Source organism: Pseudomonas fluorescens (genome assembly GCF_902497875.1).
In the GTDB taxonomy this organism is placed as follows: domain Bacteria; phylum Pseudomonadota; class Gammaproteobacteria; order Pseudomonadales; family Pseudomonadaceae; genus Aquipseudomonas; species Aquipseudomonas fluorescens_BR.
Window position 1 is genome coordinate 35193 of sequence record NZ_CABVHY010000040.1, and the last position, 16322, is coordinate 51514.

At 59.2% G+C, this 16322-nt stretch carries 13 protein-coding genes and 2 pseudogenes; 8 read left to right on the top strand and 7 right to left on the bottom strand.

Features of this window, described 5'->3' with window-relative positions; all coding sequences use genetic code 11:
- Positions 1 to 2: 2 nt before the first annotated feature.
- The 4 genes from F8N85_RS29580 to F8N85_RS29595 all read right to left on the bottom strand — a co-directional run bounded on the left by F8N85_RS29580 (position 3) and on the right by F8N85_RS29595 (position 5519).
- Positions 3 to 1772: an ABC transporter permease subunit gene (locus F8N85_RS29580; protein WP_150806999.1), complete on the bottom strand. Its 1770-nt coding sequence runs from the start codon at positions 1770 to 1772 to the stop codon at positions 3 to 5.
- A complete protein-coding gene (locus tag F8N85_RS29585; protein ID WP_224795773.1) occupies positions 1769 to 2824 on the bottom strand; it encodes an ABC transporter ATP-binding protein in 1056 nt (351 codons plus the stop codon). Before F8N85_RS29585 ends, F8N85_RS29580 begins: the two co-directional genes overlap by 4 nt.
- 120 nt (positions 2825 to 2944) lie before the next feature.
- Positions 2945 to 4027, bottom strand: a complete 1083-nt coding sequence (locus F8N85_RS29590; protein ID WP_150807001.1) for an ABC transporter substrate-binding protein — start codon at positions 4025 to 4027, stop codon at positions 2945 to 2947.
- 67 nt (positions 4028 to 4094) lie between these two features.
- Positions 4095 to 5519 carry an FAD-binding oxidoreductase gene (locus tag F8N85_RS29595; protein ID WP_150807002.1) on the bottom strand — a complete coding sequence of 475 codons (1425 nt, stop codon included), beginning with the start codon at positions 5517 to 5519 and terminating at the stop codon, positions 4095 to 4097.
- A gap of 270 nt (positions 5520 to 5789) precedes the next feature.
- Here F8N85_RS29595 and F8N85_RS35260 point away from each other — a divergent pair.
- Positions 5790 to 5924 (top strand): annotated as a pseudogene (locus F8N85_RS35260) (hypothetical protein); the annotation flags it as partial.
- 30 nt (positions 5925 to 5954) lie between these two features.
- On the opposite strand, the gene F8N85_RS29605 reads toward F8N85_RS35260, so the two are convergent.
- Positions 5955 to 6437, bottom strand: a complete 483-nt coding sequence (locus F8N85_RS29605) for an HIT family protein (protein ID WP_150807004.1) — start codon at positions 6435 to 6437, stop codon at positions 5955 to 5957.
- Positions 6438 to 6846: 409 nt separating this feature from the next.
- On the opposite strand from F8N85_RS29605, the gene F8N85_RS29610 reads away from it, so the two are divergent.
- From F8N85_RS29610 to F8N85_RS29635, 6 genes are all read left to right on the top strand, one after another.
- Positions 6847 to 8178, top strand: coding sequence for a cation:dicarboxylate symporter family transporter (locus F8N85_RS29610; protein ID WP_150807005.1), 1332 nt, complete (start codon positions 6847 to 6849; stop codon positions 8176 to 8178).
- Positions 8179 to 8224: 46 nt separating this feature from the next.
- Positions 8225 to 8851, top strand: a complete 627-nt coding sequence (locus F8N85_RS29615; RefSeq protein ID WP_150807006.1) for a transcriptional regulator — start codon at positions 8225 to 8227, stop codon at positions 8849 to 8851.
- Between the two features lie 89 nt (positions 8852 to 8940).
- Positions 8941 to 9339: a RidA family protein gene (locus tag F8N85_RS29620; RefSeq protein ID WP_150807007.1), complete on the top strand. Its 399-nt coding sequence runs from the start codon at positions 8941 to 8943 to the stop codon at positions 9337 to 9339.
- Between the two features lie 55 nt (positions 9340 to 9394).
- Positions 9395 to 10366: a threo-3-hydroxy-L-aspartate ammonia-lyase gene (locus F8N85_RS29625; protein ID WP_150807008.1), complete on the top strand. Its 972-nt coding sequence runs from the start codon at positions 9395 to 9397 to the stop codon at positions 10364 to 10366.
- A 540-nt stretch (positions 10367 to 10906) separates the two neighbouring features.
- Entirely contained in the window at positions 10907 to 11650 is a 744-nt protein-coding gene (locus tag F8N85_RS29630; protein WP_224795774.1) for a protein-L-isoaspartate(D-aspartate) O-methyltransferase, read from the top strand.
- Positions 11651 to 11652: 2 nt separating this feature from the next.
- Positions 11653 to 14085 carry an SAM-dependent methyltransferase gene (locus F8N85_RS29635; RefSeq protein ID WP_150807009.1) on the top strand — a complete coding sequence of 811 codons (2433 nt, stop codon included), beginning with the start codon at positions 11653 to 11655 and terminating at the stop codon, positions 14083 to 14085.
- Positions 14086 to 14476: 391 nt separating this feature from the next.
- On the opposite strand, the gene F8N85_RS29640 is transcribed toward F8N85_RS29635, so the two are convergent.
- The gene (locus tag F8N85_RS29640) at positions 14477 to 15118 is read right to left on the bottom strand and encodes a TetR/AcrR family transcriptional regulator (RefSeq protein WP_150807010.1); all 642 of its coding nucleotides are present in this window, start codon (positions 15116 to 15118) and stop codon (positions 14477 to 14479) included.
- Between the two features lie 105 nt (positions 15119 to 15223).
- Here F8N85_RS29640 and F8N85_RS29645 point away from each other — a divergent pair.
- Positions 15224 to 15667: pseudogene (locus F8N85_RS29645) on the top strand (MFS transporter); the annotation flags it as partial.
- 171 nt (positions 15668 to 15838) lie between these two features.
- Here F8N85_RS29645 and F8N85_RS29650 read toward each other — a convergent pair.
- Positions 15839 to 16322 (bottom strand): transposase (locus F8N85_RS29650; RefSeq protein ID WP_150807011.1); only part of this gene is annotated, 484 nt, incomplete at its 5' end.

Sequence of the window (16322 nt, forward strand, 5' to 3'; positions counted from 1 at the left end):
GCTCAGCGCGCCAGGCTGCGCTGACGCAGGCGATCGGCGCCGAAAATGAGCAGCGTGATGAAAACCAGCAGAAAGGTGGACACTGCGGCAATGACCGGCGAAACCTGCAACGTCACTTCGTCCCAGAACTGCTTGGGCAAGGTCGCGTTCAGGCCACCGGATGAGAACAGGGCGATCGTCAGCTCATCGAAAGAGGTCGCGAAAGCGAACAGGAATGCGGAAAACATCCCGGCGCCCAGCAGCGGGAAAGTCACATGTCTAAGGGTCTTGATCGGGCTGGCCCCCAGGCTCTGCGCGGCCAGGTCCAGGCGCACGTCGTAGTTGCGCAGCACCGCGACCATGGTCATGACCACATAAGGGACGCACACCACGGTGTGGCCAATGATCAGGCCAATCGAGGTACCGACCAGCTTCAATTCGGCGAACATGTAGAACAGGCCAAGGGCAATGATCACCCGCGGCGCGATGATCGGTGACAGCAGGAACGCGAGCAGTATCGCCTTGCCGCGGATCCTGCCCCGGGCCAGGAGAAACGCGGCGGGAACGCCGATCAGCATCGACAGGATGCCCGCGCCTGTTGCGACCGTCAGGGAGCGGATCAGCGCCTGAGTCCAAACCGGCGTGTTGAGCATTTGCTCGTACCACTGCAGCGTCATGCCTGACGGTGGCCACTGCAGGCCCGCACTGCTGAAGGAGATCGGGATCATCAACAGGGCCGGCAGACTGATCAGGATCAGGACTGTCCAGACAAAGACACTGAGGACCCACGGATAGCGTTCAACGCTCTTGCGCCGTCCCTTGAAGGACAGGCGCGCAATGAGCCAGTCACTGACTGCGCCAATGGCCGCCAGCACGGCACTGCCTGCACGCCGCGCCAGGGTGTCGCGCCTGGCCTGGGATGAAGGGTCTTCGCCGGTGAGGGTGGCGAAGCCGAATATCCGGTCATAGATGACGAAGACCACGAGCACGACGACCAGCAACAGGACGGAAATCGACCCGGCAAGCTCCCAGTTCAGGGTCTGTTGGACCTGATCGATGATCAGTTGCGAAATCATCGTTTCCCGCCGACCGCCCAGCAGGGCCGGCACGATGAAGAAGCCGATGGCGGTGACAAACACCATGATCGTGGCGGCGGCCACACCGGGCATCGACAGCGGGAAGTAGATTGTCCAGAAGGCCGTGCCCGGGCGAGCCCCCAGCGTGGAGGCGGCGCGGGGCAGGCTGCGATCGATGTTCTCCATGACCGCCAGCATGGTCATCACCGCGAGCGGCAACATGGCGTGCACCATGCCGGTCAGGGTGGCGCCTGTGCCGTAGAGCAAGTTGATCGGCCGATCGATCAGTCCAAGCGACAGCAAAAAGTTATTGGCAACGCCGTTGCGCCCCAGGATCACCACCCACGCGAACGCCCTGACCAGAAAGCTCGTCCAGAACGAGAGGAGCACCAGGAACACCAGCCGGCTCTTCAACTTGGCCGGTGCCGTGGAGATGAGGTAGGCCACGGGGTACCCCAGTACGACCGAGAGCACTGTGGTGGCCAGCGAGATTTTGAAGGTGATCCACAGAACGTTGACGTAGAGGCTCGAGGCGAACAGGTGTCGGTAGGCGTCGAGCGAGAAACCGTCCGGTCCCAGGACGCTTAACGACAGCAGCCGACCCACCGGATACGCCAGGAAGGCTGACAGCAGGACCAGCAGCGGCGCGATCATCAGGGTGTTTTTGGCCCAGACCGGCATCGGCGCAGAGGCGGTGCGAGTAGTGGAAAGGCTCATGGGAACGACGCCTTGGGTTGTTCGGTGATGGCAACGGCATCCGATGCATGCCATGACAAGGCGACCTTGTCGCCGAGATGGAAGGCCTCGCCATTGATGCGGGTCGGGAAGGCAGACACCAGCGCTGGAATCCCTTCTTCATCAGTGCTCATGTAGACCTTGGTCAGGCTGCCGGTGACCATGACATCGGTGACGGTCGCCTGAAGATTGCGCACGTCCCCGGCAATGGCTTTTTCGATCAGCATATTCTGTGGTCGCACCATGATGTGGATGCTCGCGTCCTGCGGGATGTCGCCGTTTTTGGTGGCGCTCGCTTTAACGCCGCGTGAGCCAACCAGGACGTCGATCTCATTGCCTTGCGAGGCGACGATCTTCGCCGGTAGCAGGTTGGACTCGCCGAGGAAGTCGGCGACGAAGAGCGTGCGAGGGCGGAAGTAGAGGTCGTCCGGGGTGCCGAGTTGCTCGATTTTTCCGGCGTTCATCAGGCAGATTCGATCAGACATGGTCATCGCCTCTTCCTGGTCGTGGGTCACATAAATAATGGTGGTCCCCAGTTCCCGGTGAATGCGCTTGATCTCCAGCTGCATGTGTTCACGCAGTTTCTTGTCCAGCGCGCCCAAGGGCTCGTCCATCAAAATGATGGACGGGCGATACACCATGCAGCGTGCCAACGCGACCCGCTGTTGCTGTCCGCCGGAAAGTTCTTTGGGATAGCGCTGGGAAATATGCGGCAACTTGATCATTTCAAGTACAGCCAGGGCACGTTCACGGGCTTCAGTGGCCGGAACCTTGCGCATCTTCAGTGGGAAGGCAATGTTCTCGAGAATCGTCATATGCGGAAACAGCGCGTAGTTCTGGAACACCACGCCAATGTCGCGATGGTGCGGGGCCAGGTACGTCACATCGTTTTCGCCGATTGATACTTCACCGCCGTCCGGGTGCGTGAGACCGGCGACCAGGCTCAGCAAGGTGGTTTTCCCGGAGCCGGAAGGGCCGAGCAATGTCAGGAACTCCCCATCGGCGACAGTTAAATCGGTTTCTGCAAGGGCCACGAACTGGCCATAATTTTTTGCTAGTTTCTTTACGGTTAAGCTTGAAGAGGACATGACGAAGACCTGAAAACAAGGGACAAGAAATGGCGTGTCCGCCGCACGGCGGACACGCTAGCGGGATCAGCTAAGGAGCCATGCGTTATAGCGTTCCAGCGCCGCGCTCTGTTTTTCTGTCCAATACTGGGCGTCGATCGGTAACCCCTTGGCGATGTGATCGGGGTAGGAGGGGCAATCGACGGCCACTTTCGGGTCAATGAAGTCAAATGCCTGTGGGTGGGTAACACCGGCGGGGAAATACTTGGTCAGTTCAGCCTGGCGTTTGGGATCACAGGTGAATTTGATGAACTCGCGGCACGCCTCGGCATTGGGTGTGCCTGCCAGGATGGCCCAGCTGTCCAGGCCCCAGATGTTTTGATCCCAGACGATTCCAACCGGGGCATTGGAACTGCGCGCCGATTGCGCGCGCGACACCCAGACCGGCACCATGTCTACTTCGCCGGAGACTAGAAGTTGCTCGACTTGTGCGCCACTTGTCCAGAATACCGAGACGTCATTTTTGATTCTGTCGAGTGCCGAGAACGCCCGCTCAAGATCGCAGGGATACACATTGGCAATGGCCACACCATCTGCCAGAAGGGCTTGTTCGATGGTGTCGAATGGGTGTCTGCGCAAGGCGCGACGGCCCGGGAAACCTTCCACATCATAGAAGTCTTTCCAGGAGGTGGGTGCCTGACGCCCTTCGAACGCATCCTTGCGATACGCTAAAACCGTGCTGTAGACGTTGGTGCCGACGCCGTATTCGGACATGAAGTGCTCGGGCATGACCGACACGATAGGGTCGTTGCCCAGACCGTGGGGCTCGAGGTATTTCTTCTGGCCCTGGGTGAGCATTCTAATGGCCGGTTGGCTGATCTTGGCCATGTCCCAGGTGTAGGCGCCGGCGTCGACCATCGACAGGATCTGCGCGGTAGGTTCGGCGTTGGCCTGGACGCCGATGACCTCAATCCCCGTCGCCTCCTGGAAAGGCCGATAGAAGACCTCGGTGTACGCCTTGGTATAGACACCGCCATCATCGCGAACCACGATGCGTTTTGTTTGCGCGCGCAAGGAAGACCACATGCTGGTAGTCGAGAGCGCGACGGCACCTGCGACACCTGCCTTGAGCACACTTCGGCGTGACCAGTTATTAATGTTGTTGCCCATACTCCTGACCTCTCTTCGCGATATTGTCGATATTCGCTATCGTCACTAGGGATGTTTGTTGTGGATTTTATTTTTCAGGCGGTATAAGTCGGCCTGGGTTAAACAGGCCAAGAGGGTCGACGGCCTGTTTGATCGCCCGCATCAGTGCGAGTGAGGCCGAAGATTTATAGTTATTCATTTCATCTAGAGAAGTTTGCCCGACACCGTGCTCGGCGCTGAAGGTTCCGGATAACGCTGCGGCCACATCATTGACCGCGCGACGCAGTGCATGCCCGAGCGTTTCTCGCTGTTCCAGCGCGTTCCAGACAGCGAATGGGAAGAACGGAATGTAGTGAATGTTGCCATCGCCCATGTGCCCGACAATGACGATCGAAGCTTGCGGCGTGATCTTGGAAACAGCGGCGTTGGCCCGTTCGATGAAGGTATCTATGGTTGAAACGGGAACGGCGCAATCGGTGGTGAGCCCGACGCCGCCTTTCTTGTTCGCCTCGGAAACACTGTGACGCACCTCCCACATGGCAGCCCGTTGTGTTTCGTTGGAAGCGATGGCGGCGTTGTCGACGATTGCGTTTTCGAATGCCTGTTCCAGGATGCCCGTGAGGGCGGTATCAGGATCGGCACTGCCACCGGTATCCGCCAGTTCGATCAGGACATACCACGGATGCTCCGTTTCAAGTGGCGAGCGGCGTTGCGGAACATGCTCCACGACCAGGTCGAGTTGCAGCTGATTCATCAGTTCAAATGCCGACAACGATGATCCAGACAACTGTCGCGTGAGCACCAGCAGTTCGATCGCTTTGCTCGGGCTGCTGACACCCACCCAGGCCACTGCTGCTCTTGTCGGCAGTGGATGCAACTTGAGGACGGCGGCGGTAATGATCCCCAGCGTGCCTTCGGAACCGATGAACAGATGTTTGAGGTCGTAGCCGGTATTGTCTTTACGCAGGGCCCGAAGTTCCGACCAGATGGTTCCATCCGCCAGCACGACTTCCAGGCCCAGTACGTTATCGCGGGTATTGCCATAACGTAGTACGGAGATGCCACCGGCATTGGTCGCAATGGTGCCGCCAATCTGGCAAGAACCTTCCGCCCCCAGACTGACGGGATACAAACGGTCTACGGTCTGTGCCGCGTCCTGGACGGCAGCCAGTACGCAGCCTGCTTGCACTTCCATGGAGTTGTTGATGGGGTCGACGACGCTGATCCGCCGCATGCGCTGCAGATTCACAATGACCGGCGCTGGTCCCGAGGAAGAAGGGACCGAGCCGCCGACCAACCCCGTATTGCCACCTTGGGGGAGTACGGGCACCTTGTGACGGTGACAGCAGGCCACGACCGCTGACACTTCTTCAGTACTGGCCGGACGGGCGATACAAAGCGCCTCGCCACTGTAACGCCCTCGCCAGTCTTCAAGTGACGAGGCCATTTCGGCGGCGTCGGTAATGAGGTTTTTTGCACCAAGCAGGGCAATGAGCTCGTCGACCAATGACATCCGTTTACTCCAGTGATCGCAATGCAATTAAAGTAATTGAAAAAATAGTAAAGCTCTTCTCCCCCAGTTGGCAATAGCCAAATCACAGGCATGTCGTTTTTAGATATCTCCCAATGACTAAAAGGGAGACCGCAGGAACCGCGGCGAGGCGCTCGCTCGGGACGGGGGCTCATCAAGAAGGCTGACGTGAATGGACGTGAAAAGGGGGGCGGTGTGGTCGCACGACGGAATCGTCTGCCTTGCAGCAAAGCGCTTCCATAGTCTGTGACTGTCGGAGGAGAAACGCTGTCGGTAGTGGCTGACCGAGGTTACTTCAAAAGCGAAGAAATCCTGGCTTGTCACGATGCAGATATCACCAACTATGTGCCCAAGCCGATGACCTCTGGAGCCAAGGCTGACGGGCGGAAACGACCGGGGTCGGACCGACTGGCCTTTCTATTTGAATGACCTGCGTAACTCATCGATGACCTGATTGATCGTGGGGCCTTGAGTTGCCGGTGGTTCCGGGTTCTCGCCAAATTCGCGCCAGATGAACAGCGTCAGTTCCGCTCCGTCAGTCAGCGACTGCGCGTTCTCGTTTGTTGCGAAGGTTTCCAGAATTCTGTATCTCCCATCCTTCCAGAACAGATCTTCGACCCAGTGGTATACCGGAATGAAGTGAAAATGGATGGGGTAGCCAGGGTCGTGGCCGAATCGACTGATGTAGAGCCACTTCGGCTTTAACTGCGACTCAATGGTTTTCTGAATGGTTGCGAGCAGCCCACCCAGTTCTGCCAGCGCACCGTCGGAGAGTTCAGCCAGTGAGTTGACGTGAGTCCTCGACCCCAGCATCAGGTAGCCGGGGAGGGCGGACGACAGGTGATGATTGAGAATCCAATTTGCGGTTTCATGGATAATGAAGTGTGGTGCTAATTCCATGCGCGGGTGTCCATGATCGATTGGTCATACAGACTATCAAGGCATCAGAGCATCGTCAGGTTTTGGCCGATTTCTGCCTATCGCGACCGGCTGAAAACGACCCATTGCAGTCATTCGTCGTCGACTGCTATCCCGAAGCTGACAATGGAAATCGAGGTCTCATAGGGTTATCGCCCGAACCAGCAGGGCCGAACTCTGCGCGATACCAGCAGTCAGCCCGTGACGCGCCCGCGTAGCCGTCCCCCCGCCCGGCAAGCCATTTTTTTCAAGACATAACGTCCAGTATCTGGACATATTGATTATTTGTGGATACTTTGTCATCGCGGCCCTGAGAGAGGCTGCTCATAACAATAAACAGCGCCGTATCGACGCATTTCTGACTTCTGCCACCCTGATTGGAGTGCCGTAAATGTCAACATCTTCATCCGCTGCAAACACAGGTTCGCCACTGATTTACTCGCTGACCTTTCAGTTATTCATTGGGTTGCTGCTTGGCACCCTCGTTGGACTTCTCTGGCCGCATTTCGCCGCACAGCTCAATCCGCTGGCTGGAGCTTTTGTCAAACTGATTAAAATGGTTGCAGGCCTGATCGTATTTCTTACCGTGGCCAGCGGGTTTTCTCAGATCAGGAAAGGCACAGGTCTTGGGCGGCTGAGCGCCGTTACGCTGATATATTTTGAGGTCATCAGTACCGTAGCGCTGGTGTTGGGATTGTTGCTGGGCAACCTCTTTAAACCGGGCGCAGGTCTGTCGATTCCTGCGGATGGTGTTGCAACCGTGGCATCGTTTGCTCAAGCCGGCCAAGCGTTGTCTACGGTCGACTTTTTGCTCAATGTCATTCCCAAAACCGTGCTTGATGCTCTGGCTGGTGGAGCGATGTTGCAGATCCTGTTGGTCGCGCTGCTGTTTGGTTATGCATTATTTGCACTGGGTGAACGTGCCGAGCCCTTGGCACAAAATCTTCGTTTGTGGACTGAAGTCAGCTTCAAGGTGGTCGGTGTTATTCTGCGTTTGGCACCTATCGGCGTCTTCGCTGCTGTGGCATTTACGATAGGAAAATTCGGACTAGCGGCACTACTGCCACTGATCAAGATGATCGGTCTGGTGTATCTGGGGTGTGCGTTGATGATTGTGCTGGTGTTCGCCAGTATTGCGCGGCTCACCGGATTCAGTCTGTGGTGGTTCATCAAGCTTATCCGCAAGGAGTTGATTATCGCCTTTACAACGACCTCATCGGAAGCGGCGCTACCGGGTTTAATGACCAAACTCCAGGAAGCGGGTTGCAGCAAGAGCGTTACCGGATTTGTAGTGCCTGCGGGATATTCATTCAACCTGGACGGGTCATCCATCTATCTCACAGTGGCTGTGCTGTTCATTGCTCAGGCAGCTGGACTTGATCTTGGTTGGTCCGAGCAGTTGTCGTTATTGTTGGTGTTTCTGCTGACCTCCAAGGGGGTTGCTGGTGTGAGCGGAGGGGCCTTCATAACACTGGCGGCTTCCCTGACGATGTTCCCAGACATCCCATTGGCTGGCCTTGCCTTGATTCTGGGTGTCGACCGCTTGATGGACACAATGCGTACACTCACCAACGTTCTGGGTAACGGGGTCGCGACCATGGCTATTGCCCGATGGATGGGGCAACGCAGCGGCGATGACCAGGCGTACGCCGCGCTGACAGAATCAGGTCAAATTTGTAAGTCGGTGCTGGAGCCCATCCCAACGTCCAACCCGGTCGCCTGAATAGTTCTCTCAACCTATCAATTCACCACTGGCATGAGCTTGCACCATGAGCGCAAAAAACGACGAAGCCACTAACATCCTCAACCAATTGGGGCTGATTGCGCGGGGGCTGGGTGAAACATTCGCGCCTTTTTGCGAAGTGGTGGTGCATGACCTGCAAGACCCCAATCACGCCATTCATGCGATTCACAACAACCTTTCGGGGCGTCAGGTAGGCGATCCGGCAACCGAACTCGGCCTGGCTCGCATTGCTGATACGCAGTATCCGGAAGTGATCGCCAATTACGCCAACCGCTTTCCTGATGGTCGACAGGCCAAGAGCACCTCGATAGGGATCAAGGATTCGAACGGCCGGTATGTCGCGGCACTGTGCATGAACCTGGACTTGAGTCTGTTCCAGAGCCTGCAAAGCGCGATGGGGCAATTCACCAACGTGGTCAAGAATGGTGTTACGGAAAACCTGGATACCAGCAATGCTGACGCCATTCGCCAGCGTATCGACGAGTTCGCCGCGCGTCAGGCCACGACACCACGCGCTCTGAAGACCGAAGACAAACGTTTGCTGCTTCGCGAACTGAAGGGCAGCGGTTATCTGGAAGTTCGCAAGTCGATGGAGGTCATCGCCCAGCATTTGGGCGTGTCCCGCGCGGCTGCCTATAGCTACGTGAAATAACACTGGCCGGTCTCGTACCGGCATTACTCCGGCAAATTTTTCCCCCACGTGAGGGGCTAGTTCTCCTCGCCCTGAATAAAGGTATCGCCATGCTTAATCCCGCTATCCAGTGCGCCAACAGTAGCTCCATCAGTCCTCCTGCGGGGCACTATTCTCATGTCTGTATCGTCGGCGGATTTGTGATGATTTCCGGTCAGTTGCCTATCAATTCCGAGGGGCAGGCATTGGCAGACCAGAGTTTCGAGGAACAAACTCGGCAGGTCCTGACCAATCTTGAGCATTGTCTTGCCCAGGCAGGCGTCGACAAATACAGCCTGGTGCAAGTGCGTGTCTATGTCACCGATATTTATCAATGGCCAGTTTTCAATCGCCTTTACGAACAATGGTTGGGTGATCACCGGCCCGCCCGAGCTGTTGCAGGAGTGGCTCAATTGCATTTTGGCTCAGCCGTCGAGGTGGAAGCTATGGCACTTGCGGCGACTGCCTGAGCGTATTTATTGCGCACACTTCTGAAATTTTTCATTATCAAAAAGCGAGGACCCCATGACCACGACGCAACTGACGCTCCCTACCTATCAAGACGTCCTTGACGCCGCCGAACGTATCCAGGGCCACGCTCATCGCACCCCGGTGCTGACCTCCCGTACGCTGAACGGACAGCTGGGTGCCGAGGTGTTCTTCAAGTGCGAGAACTATCAGCGCATGGGCGCTTTCAAGTTCCGCGGTGCGTTCAACGCAGTGGCTCGCTTCGACGAGCGCCAACGCAAGGCCGGGGTTGTGGCATTTTCTTCCGGTAACCACGCCCAAGGCATCGCATTGTCTGCACGTATCCTGGGTATTCCCGCGACCATCGTGATGCCCCATGACGCTCCGGCCTCGAAAATGGCAGCGACACGCGAATACGGAGCCAGTGTGGTGCTCTATGATCGTTACAGCGAGGACCGCGAAGCCATTGGTCGAAAACTGGCTGAGGAGCATGGTTACACCTTGATTCCATCCTATGACCACCCGGATGTCATCGCTGGACAAGGGACGGCGACCATGGAGTTATTGCAAGAGACCGGCCCGCTGGACGCACTATTCGTTTGCCTCGGTGGCGGCGGACTGTTGGCGGGCGGTGCCTTGGCAACCCGTGCACTGTCGCCTGACTGCAAACTTTACGGTGTAGAGCCGCAGGCGGGGAATGACGGTCAACAGTCGTTTCGCAGGGGAGAAATTGTACATATCGACACACCGGATACCTTGGCCGACGGCGCCCAGACCCAGCATCTGGGGCACTATACATTCCCAATCATTCGCCGCGACGTTGATGACATCCTGACTGTCACAGACATACAGCTGGTCGAGGGTATGCGTTTTTTTGCCGAGCGCATGAAGATGGTCGTGGAGCCTACCGGATGCCTGGGGTTGGCCGCTGTACGTGAAATGGGCAAGGTACTGGAGGGTAAACGCGTCGGTGTGATCGTGAGCGGAGGCAATATTGACCTAGATCGGTATGCCCGGTTGCTGGCGTAGCCTTTAACGCTGACGCTAGTCGATCTCTTCGGGGCGGACCCGAAGAGATCCTGTGCGATCTGTGGCTTCTGTTAGCGACCGCTGCAATCTAGATGCGCATAGGTTTGAGTGACCGCTCTTGGCCGCTTTCCGCCTGTCGTCAATTTAGCGCGTACTGGTCAATTCCGTTGCACCAAGGGCCCCGTCGTCACCTGTTGTACGTCCGGTGCACGTACTGTTTCACGCGCCTGCGACGTCGTCATGTGCCGACCATCTGTCGCCACTACCCCCCAAGAGCGACGGGATTAGCTGGCAGGTTTAACCGCGCCTGAATTCCGACGATAAAGGCGTTTGAAAGCGAAACTTGGATGTACAGAAATGAGCAACCATCCTGGCTCCATGAGCAGTTGGAGCCACGGAGCATGAGCAAAGTAGTATTACAGGTTGCGATATTTTCTCAGGCAGTTCGCCGCAGCCTGGTTTGGTCGCCGGCACCCCCGGGCTTGCCGAGCCAGCCCGCCAGCCATACGATTCGACTATTCCTCAGGCGGAGGAGTCATTGTGAAGCCGGTGATGCTCCTGACGCGCATCCTGGCGCCTGCCATCGCTCTGGCGCTGGCATCCGCCGGCCTGCATGCCGACGACCCGTTCGCGCCGTTGCGCGACGCCATGGTGCGGGAGATCGCCGACATGTCGTCCGTCACCCGCGACGAAACCGGCAGGGCCGAGTTTGCCGCGCCGGTGATAGCCGCGATGGCCAGGGTGCCACGCCATAAGTTCGTCCCGCCCGACGAGGTGCCCTACGCCTACGAGAACCGCCCGCTGCCGATCGGCTACGGCCAGACCATCTCCCAGCCCTACATCGTCGCCCTGATGACCGACCTGACGCAGGTCGGGCCCGGCGACGTGGTACTCGAAATCGGCACTGGCTCGGGCTACCAGGCGGCGATCCTCGCCGAGCTGGCGCAGGCGGTCTACACGATGGAGATCATCGAGCCGTTGGCAGTGCAGGCCGGGGAGCGCCTGGGCCGGCTGGGATATGCGAAGGTGCAGGCCCGGCTGGGCGATGGCTACCACGGCTGGCCCGAGCACGGGCCTTACGACGCCATCCTCGTCACCGCCGCCGCCAGTCATGTGCCGCCGCCACTGATCGCCCAGCTCAAGGCAGGCGGGCGGATGGTAATCCCGGTCGGCGCGCCGTTCATGATCCAGTACCTGCTGCTGATCGAGAAGGCCGGCGATGGCAGTGTGTCCACCCGGCAGGTGCTGCCTGTGCGCTTCGTGCCGCTGGTCGGAGGCGGTTAAGCATGCATTCGCCACCGTTGCTCGCCCTGGCGCTGCTGTCTGCCTCCGCGCTCGGCTATGAGGTGCTGCTGCTGCGACTGCTTTCGATCATCCAGTGGCACCATTTCGCCTACATGATGATCAGCGTCGCGCTGCTCGGCTACGGCGCTGCCGGCACCGCCGTGGCGCTGGCGCGGCCGGTGCTGGCGCCGCGCTTCCACGGCGTGTTCATCGGCGGCGCGGTGCTGTTCGGGCTGAGCGCCATCGCCTGCTTCAGCCTGGCCCAGCAGGTTCCGTTCAATCCCCTCGAGATCCTCTGGGACGCGCGGCAGTCGGCGCGCCTGCTGCTGATCTACCTGCTGCTGTTCGTGCCGTTCTTCTGCGCGGCGGTGTGCATCTGCCTGACCTTCACCTGCTTTCAGGAACAGATTCACCGGATCTACGCCTTCGACATTCTCGGCGCCGGCGTGGGCAGCCTGGCGATCGTCGCCGCGCTGTTCGCCCTGACGCCCGTCGATGCGCTGCGGCTGCTGGGCGGCACCGGCATCGCCGCCGGGGCGCTGGCCGGCATGGCTTGCACGGGGCATAGGCACTGGCTCGTGCCGTTGCTGCTGGCGGCGGCGGTCGCGGTGCCGGCCGGCGTGCCCGGGCGCTGGATCGCCCTGTCGCCCTCCGAGTACAAGGAACTGAGCCAGACGCTGCGTATCAAGGATGCGCGCGCAATCGCCCAGACCTGGAGTCCGCTGGGCCTGCTCACGGTCGTCGACAGCCCGACCATTCCCCTGCGCCACGCGCCGGGCCTAAGCCTCAACGCGACGCAGGAACCGCCCGCACAACTGGCCATCTTCACCGACGGCGACGGCCTTTCCGTGCTGAACCGTTATGACGGGCGCCGCGAGCCGCTCGCCTACCTGGACTACCTGACCTCGGCTCTGCCCTATCACCTGCTGCGGCAACCCCGCGTGCTGGTGCTGGGCAGCGGCGCCGGCGCCGATGTGCTGCAGGCGATCTACCACGGCGCCAGCGCGGTGGATGCCATCGAACTGAACCCGCAGATAATCGATCTGGTCCAGCGCCGCTTCGCCGACTTCTCCGGCAAGCCGTACAGCGCGCCCAACGTCCGTGTGCTGATCGGCGAGGCGCGCGGCCTGGTGGCTTCGCGCGGCGAGCCTTACGACCTGATCCAGATCGCCCTGCTGGACTCCTTCGGCGCCGCCTCGGGCGGCCTGCATGCGCTGTCCGAGAACTACCTGTACACGGTGGATGCCTTCGCCGAGTACCTGCGCCATCTCGCGCCCGGCGGCCTGTTGGCCATCACCCGCTGGGTCACCCTGCCGCCGCGCGATGTTCCCAGGCTGCTGGCCACCGCGGCTGCGGCCATCGAGCGCGACGGGCAGGCCAGCGCGGCGCGGCGCATCGTCATGATCCGCGGCTGGAAGACCGCGACGCTGCTGGTCAGCAACAGGGATTTCGACGACGCCGGCATCGCCGTGCTGCGGGAGTTCTGCCGGGCGCGCTCCTTCGACCAGGCCTACTACCCCGGGATGACCGTGGCCGAGGCGAACCGCTACAACCTGCTCGACCGGCCCTGGTTCTTCGAAGCGGCGCAGGCCCTGCTGTCCGGCGAGCGCGCGGAGTTCCTGGCACGCTACAAGTTCGACGTGCGTCCGACCAGGGATGACCGGCCGTATTTCTTCCACTTCTTCAAATGGCGCTCGCTGCCGGAACTGCTGGCGCTGAAGGCGCAGGGCGGCCTGTCAATGCTGGAGTGGGGCTATCCGGTGCTGATCGCCACGCTGCTGCAGTCCAGCGTGGCCGCCGTGCTGCTGATCCTGGCGCCGCTATGGGTGGCGCGGTGGCGCCAGCGGCGCTCTCGGAATGCGGCTTTGGCCAGGTTCGAACTTCGGGTCGTGTCCTACTTCGCCGCCATCGGCTTCGCCTTCATGTTCGTGGAAATCGCCTTCATCCAGAAGTTCACCCTTTTCCTCAGCCACCCGTTGTATTCGGTGGCGGTAACGCTCAGCGCGTTCCTGATCTTCGCTGGCCTCGGCAGCCGTTACTCTGGCCGGCGGCGGGGGGACATTGGAACTGGTGTGGGGTCCCGTCATCCGCTCGCGCGGCCAGTCCTGGCGATCTGCGCGATCGCCCTGATCTACCTGATCGTCCTGCCCCCGTTGTTCCATCTGCTGGCGCCGGTGCGGACCCTCGCCAGGTTCGGCATCTGCGCCGCGCTGGTAGCGCCGCTGGCGTTTGCCATGGGCATGCCGTTTCCGCTCGGACTCGGGCGCGTCTCCGCGCGCGCCGAAGCACTGGTGCCGATCGCCTGGGGCGTCAATGCCAGCGTATCGGTGGTGGCGGCCGTGCTGGCGACCCTGCTGGCGATCCACCTGGGCTTCACCGTGGTGTTGCTGCTGGCGTTACTGCTGTATCTCGCGGCGGCGGTCGCGTTTCCCTGATCGCGGTGGTTCGGAGCGAAAACGTCAACAGACCCTGGTGAGACGAGTGGCCTGTTGCAACGCCGCTTACCGCAGTTCACACGTCTCGCCGTGTCGATCAGCGAGGGTGACGCGTTTCCTGCTTCGAAGCTTGATATTTGAAAATGTGGACGGGTGCGTCATGCCAAAGATGAGAGGTTGCGCGCCGCAAGCAATTGGTTTTGGCCGACGCAGTCGAGTCGTCAGAGGTGGTTTTCAACCCATAGCTGCCGGTGGTGACCGGCAGAAACCGACCCAAAGCGGACATTCTTCAGGTACAACACGCTCATCAACAGCCCAAGAGCGCCTTTCAGTCTGATTGGCTCGATACCGATGCGTTTGCTGGGAACGAGGTTTCGCTGTTTACTGCCGTTTAAGATTTGCCTGAACCAATAGCCGGACGACCGATACACGACGCATCCCATAACGTCATGATTTGCGTCACCGCGTCATCTATCTGTTTGAGGGGCACACCGTCTCGGGCCAGTACCGAAATCCCCAACAGAAAGCTGTCAAACACCGTGGCCAATGCCTCGGGCACGACCGTGGTTGGCAGCTCCCCGGATGCGATAGCGCGTTCGACACACTCCACCATCCTGGCACGGTTCAAGGATCTGGCGTCAGCCAGCGGCTGCGAGATGGCTTTGCTCTCATCCGTGCAGGCACTCAACAGACCCAGCGCCACCAAGCACCCTGCGGGGTGGTCGGGCTCACACTGCATTTTCGCGGAGCGCCGCAGCGTGAGTTCGATCGACTCTCTCGGGGAGAGCGTGGTGTCAAACAGGCTATCGGTCACCCGGCCGTGGGTGTTCAGATAACGTTCCATCACCTCATTGAACAGCGCCTGCTTTGAGCCGAATGCAGCGTAGAAGCTGGGTGCGGTGATGCCGCCGCCGATATTTGCCTTGAGCTGGCTGAGTGATGTTGCGTCATAGCCGTGCTCCCAGAACAAATGCATCGCCTGAGTAATCGCCACGCCACGGTCAAAGGTGCGTGGACGTCCCATCTGTGCCATGTGAACCTCCTCTCGATCAATTAAATACTAATCGATATATAAGTCGTTGACTAGATGGCGGCACACCTCCATATTATACCGATCGGTATATATGTGAGGTGACAAATGACTACAGATGAGCGACAGAGCGGAAAGCTTCCGCTTGGGGCATTACTTGCACTGGCCATGACGGGTTTCATTTGCATTGTCACCGAGACCTTGCCAGCGGGCTTGCTGCCCGAAATTGGCAGTGGCCTGGGTGTCTCTGCGTCTCTGGCCGGACAGATGGTGACAGTCTATGCGTTGGGGTCGTTGCTGGCGGCAATCCCGCTGACCATTGCCACGCAAAGCTGGCGCCGCAGAACGGTACTGCTGGTGACCATTGTCGGCTTCCTGGCATTCAACTCCCTCACGGCGCTGTCTTCCGATTACTGGCTGACGCTGATTGCACGGTTTTTCGCTGGGGTTTCAGCGGGGCTGGCCTGGAGCCTTATCGCGGGCTATGCACGGCGCATGGTCACCCCGCATATGCAGGGGCGCGCATTGGCGGTGGCGATGGTGGGTACGCCCCATAGGCGCTAACCAAATCTCTCGCTCCATAGCTCATCTTGCTGGTATCCCCGCTTTTTTCGCGGGGATTCGCGCAGTGCACGACTGAAGTAATCCCATTTCTCAAGACACGTAAACAACGACAAGCGGGGACTGATCACGCTACAAAGCAACCAATGGATAAAGGCCATTTCACGCCAGCGACAACGCCTCTGAGCCACGTTTTCTTGAATGCCCCTCGCTCTCGACAGGGGAAAAATTCTCGCCTGTGGCGATCAACCGCTCAATAAGGCAAGCCACTAATAATTTCCCTTGCAGCCAGGCTTTCGCGCCTTCCGGGTTTTTCTTTCTCAAGCGCGATAACCCTAGCAATGACTTCATCCGCTTGAACGCCAACTCCACCTGCCAGCGGTGCCGATAAAGGGCCAAGACCTCTTGCGCACTCAGGCAGTCCAAGGTCGTGACCACCACAACGTAGCCTGCTGCCTCCACTGTCTGTGATTGAAGCTGCTTCTGTTTTTGCTTTTTTTGTGCAGTTCTCTGTAACTTGCGCTCGCTTTCCATCCTTTGTTCATCCGTCTTGCGGTATGCACACACGCGTACCGCAATATCCCCTTTCGAACCTTGCATCACCGCTGGCCATTCACCCGTTTGCCCTGCCTGCAAGGTGCGTAAC

Bases quoted from the DNA above. Each gene is read 5' to 3' on its own strand.
- F8N85_RS29580 (WP_150806999.1), bottom strand. From the start codon at position 1,772: ATGAGCCTTTCCACTACTCGCACCGCCTCTGCGCCGATGCCGGTCTGG.
- F8N85_RS29590 (WP_150807001.1), bottom strand. From the start codon at position 4,027: ATGGGCAACAACATTAATAACTGGTCACGCCGAAGTGTGCTCAAGGCA.
- F8N85_RS29595 (WP_150807002.1), bottom strand. From the start codon at position 5,519: ATGTCATTGGTCGACGAGCTCATTGCCCTGCTTGGTGCAAAAAACCTC.
- F8N85_RS29605 (WP_150807004.1), bottom strand. From the start codon at position 6,437: ATGGAATTAGCACCACACTTCATTATCCATGAAACCGCAAATTGGATT.
- F8N85_RS29610 (WP_150807005.1), top strand. From the start codon at position 6,847: ATGTCAACATCTTCATCCGCTGCAAACACAGGTTCGCCACTGATTTAC.
- F8N85_RS29615 (WP_150807006.1), top strand. From the start codon at position 8,225: ATGAGCGCAAAAAACGACGAAGCCACTAACATCCTCAACCAATTGGGG.
- F8N85_RS29620 (WP_150807007.1), top strand. From the start codon at position 8,941: ATGCTTAATCCCGCTATCCAGTGCGCCAACAGTAGCTCCATCAGTCCT.
- F8N85_RS29625 (WP_150807008.1), top strand. From the start codon at position 9,395: ATGACCACGACGCAACTGACGCTCCCTACCTATCAAGACGTCCTTGAC.
- F8N85_RS29635 (WP_150807009.1), top strand. From the start codon at position 11,653: ATGCATTCGCCACCGTTGCTCGCCCTGGCGCTGCTGTCTGCCTCCGCG.
- F8N85_RS29640 (WP_150807010.1), bottom strand. From the start codon at position 15,118: ATGGCACAGATGGGACGTCCACGCACCTTTGACCGTGGCGTGGCGATT.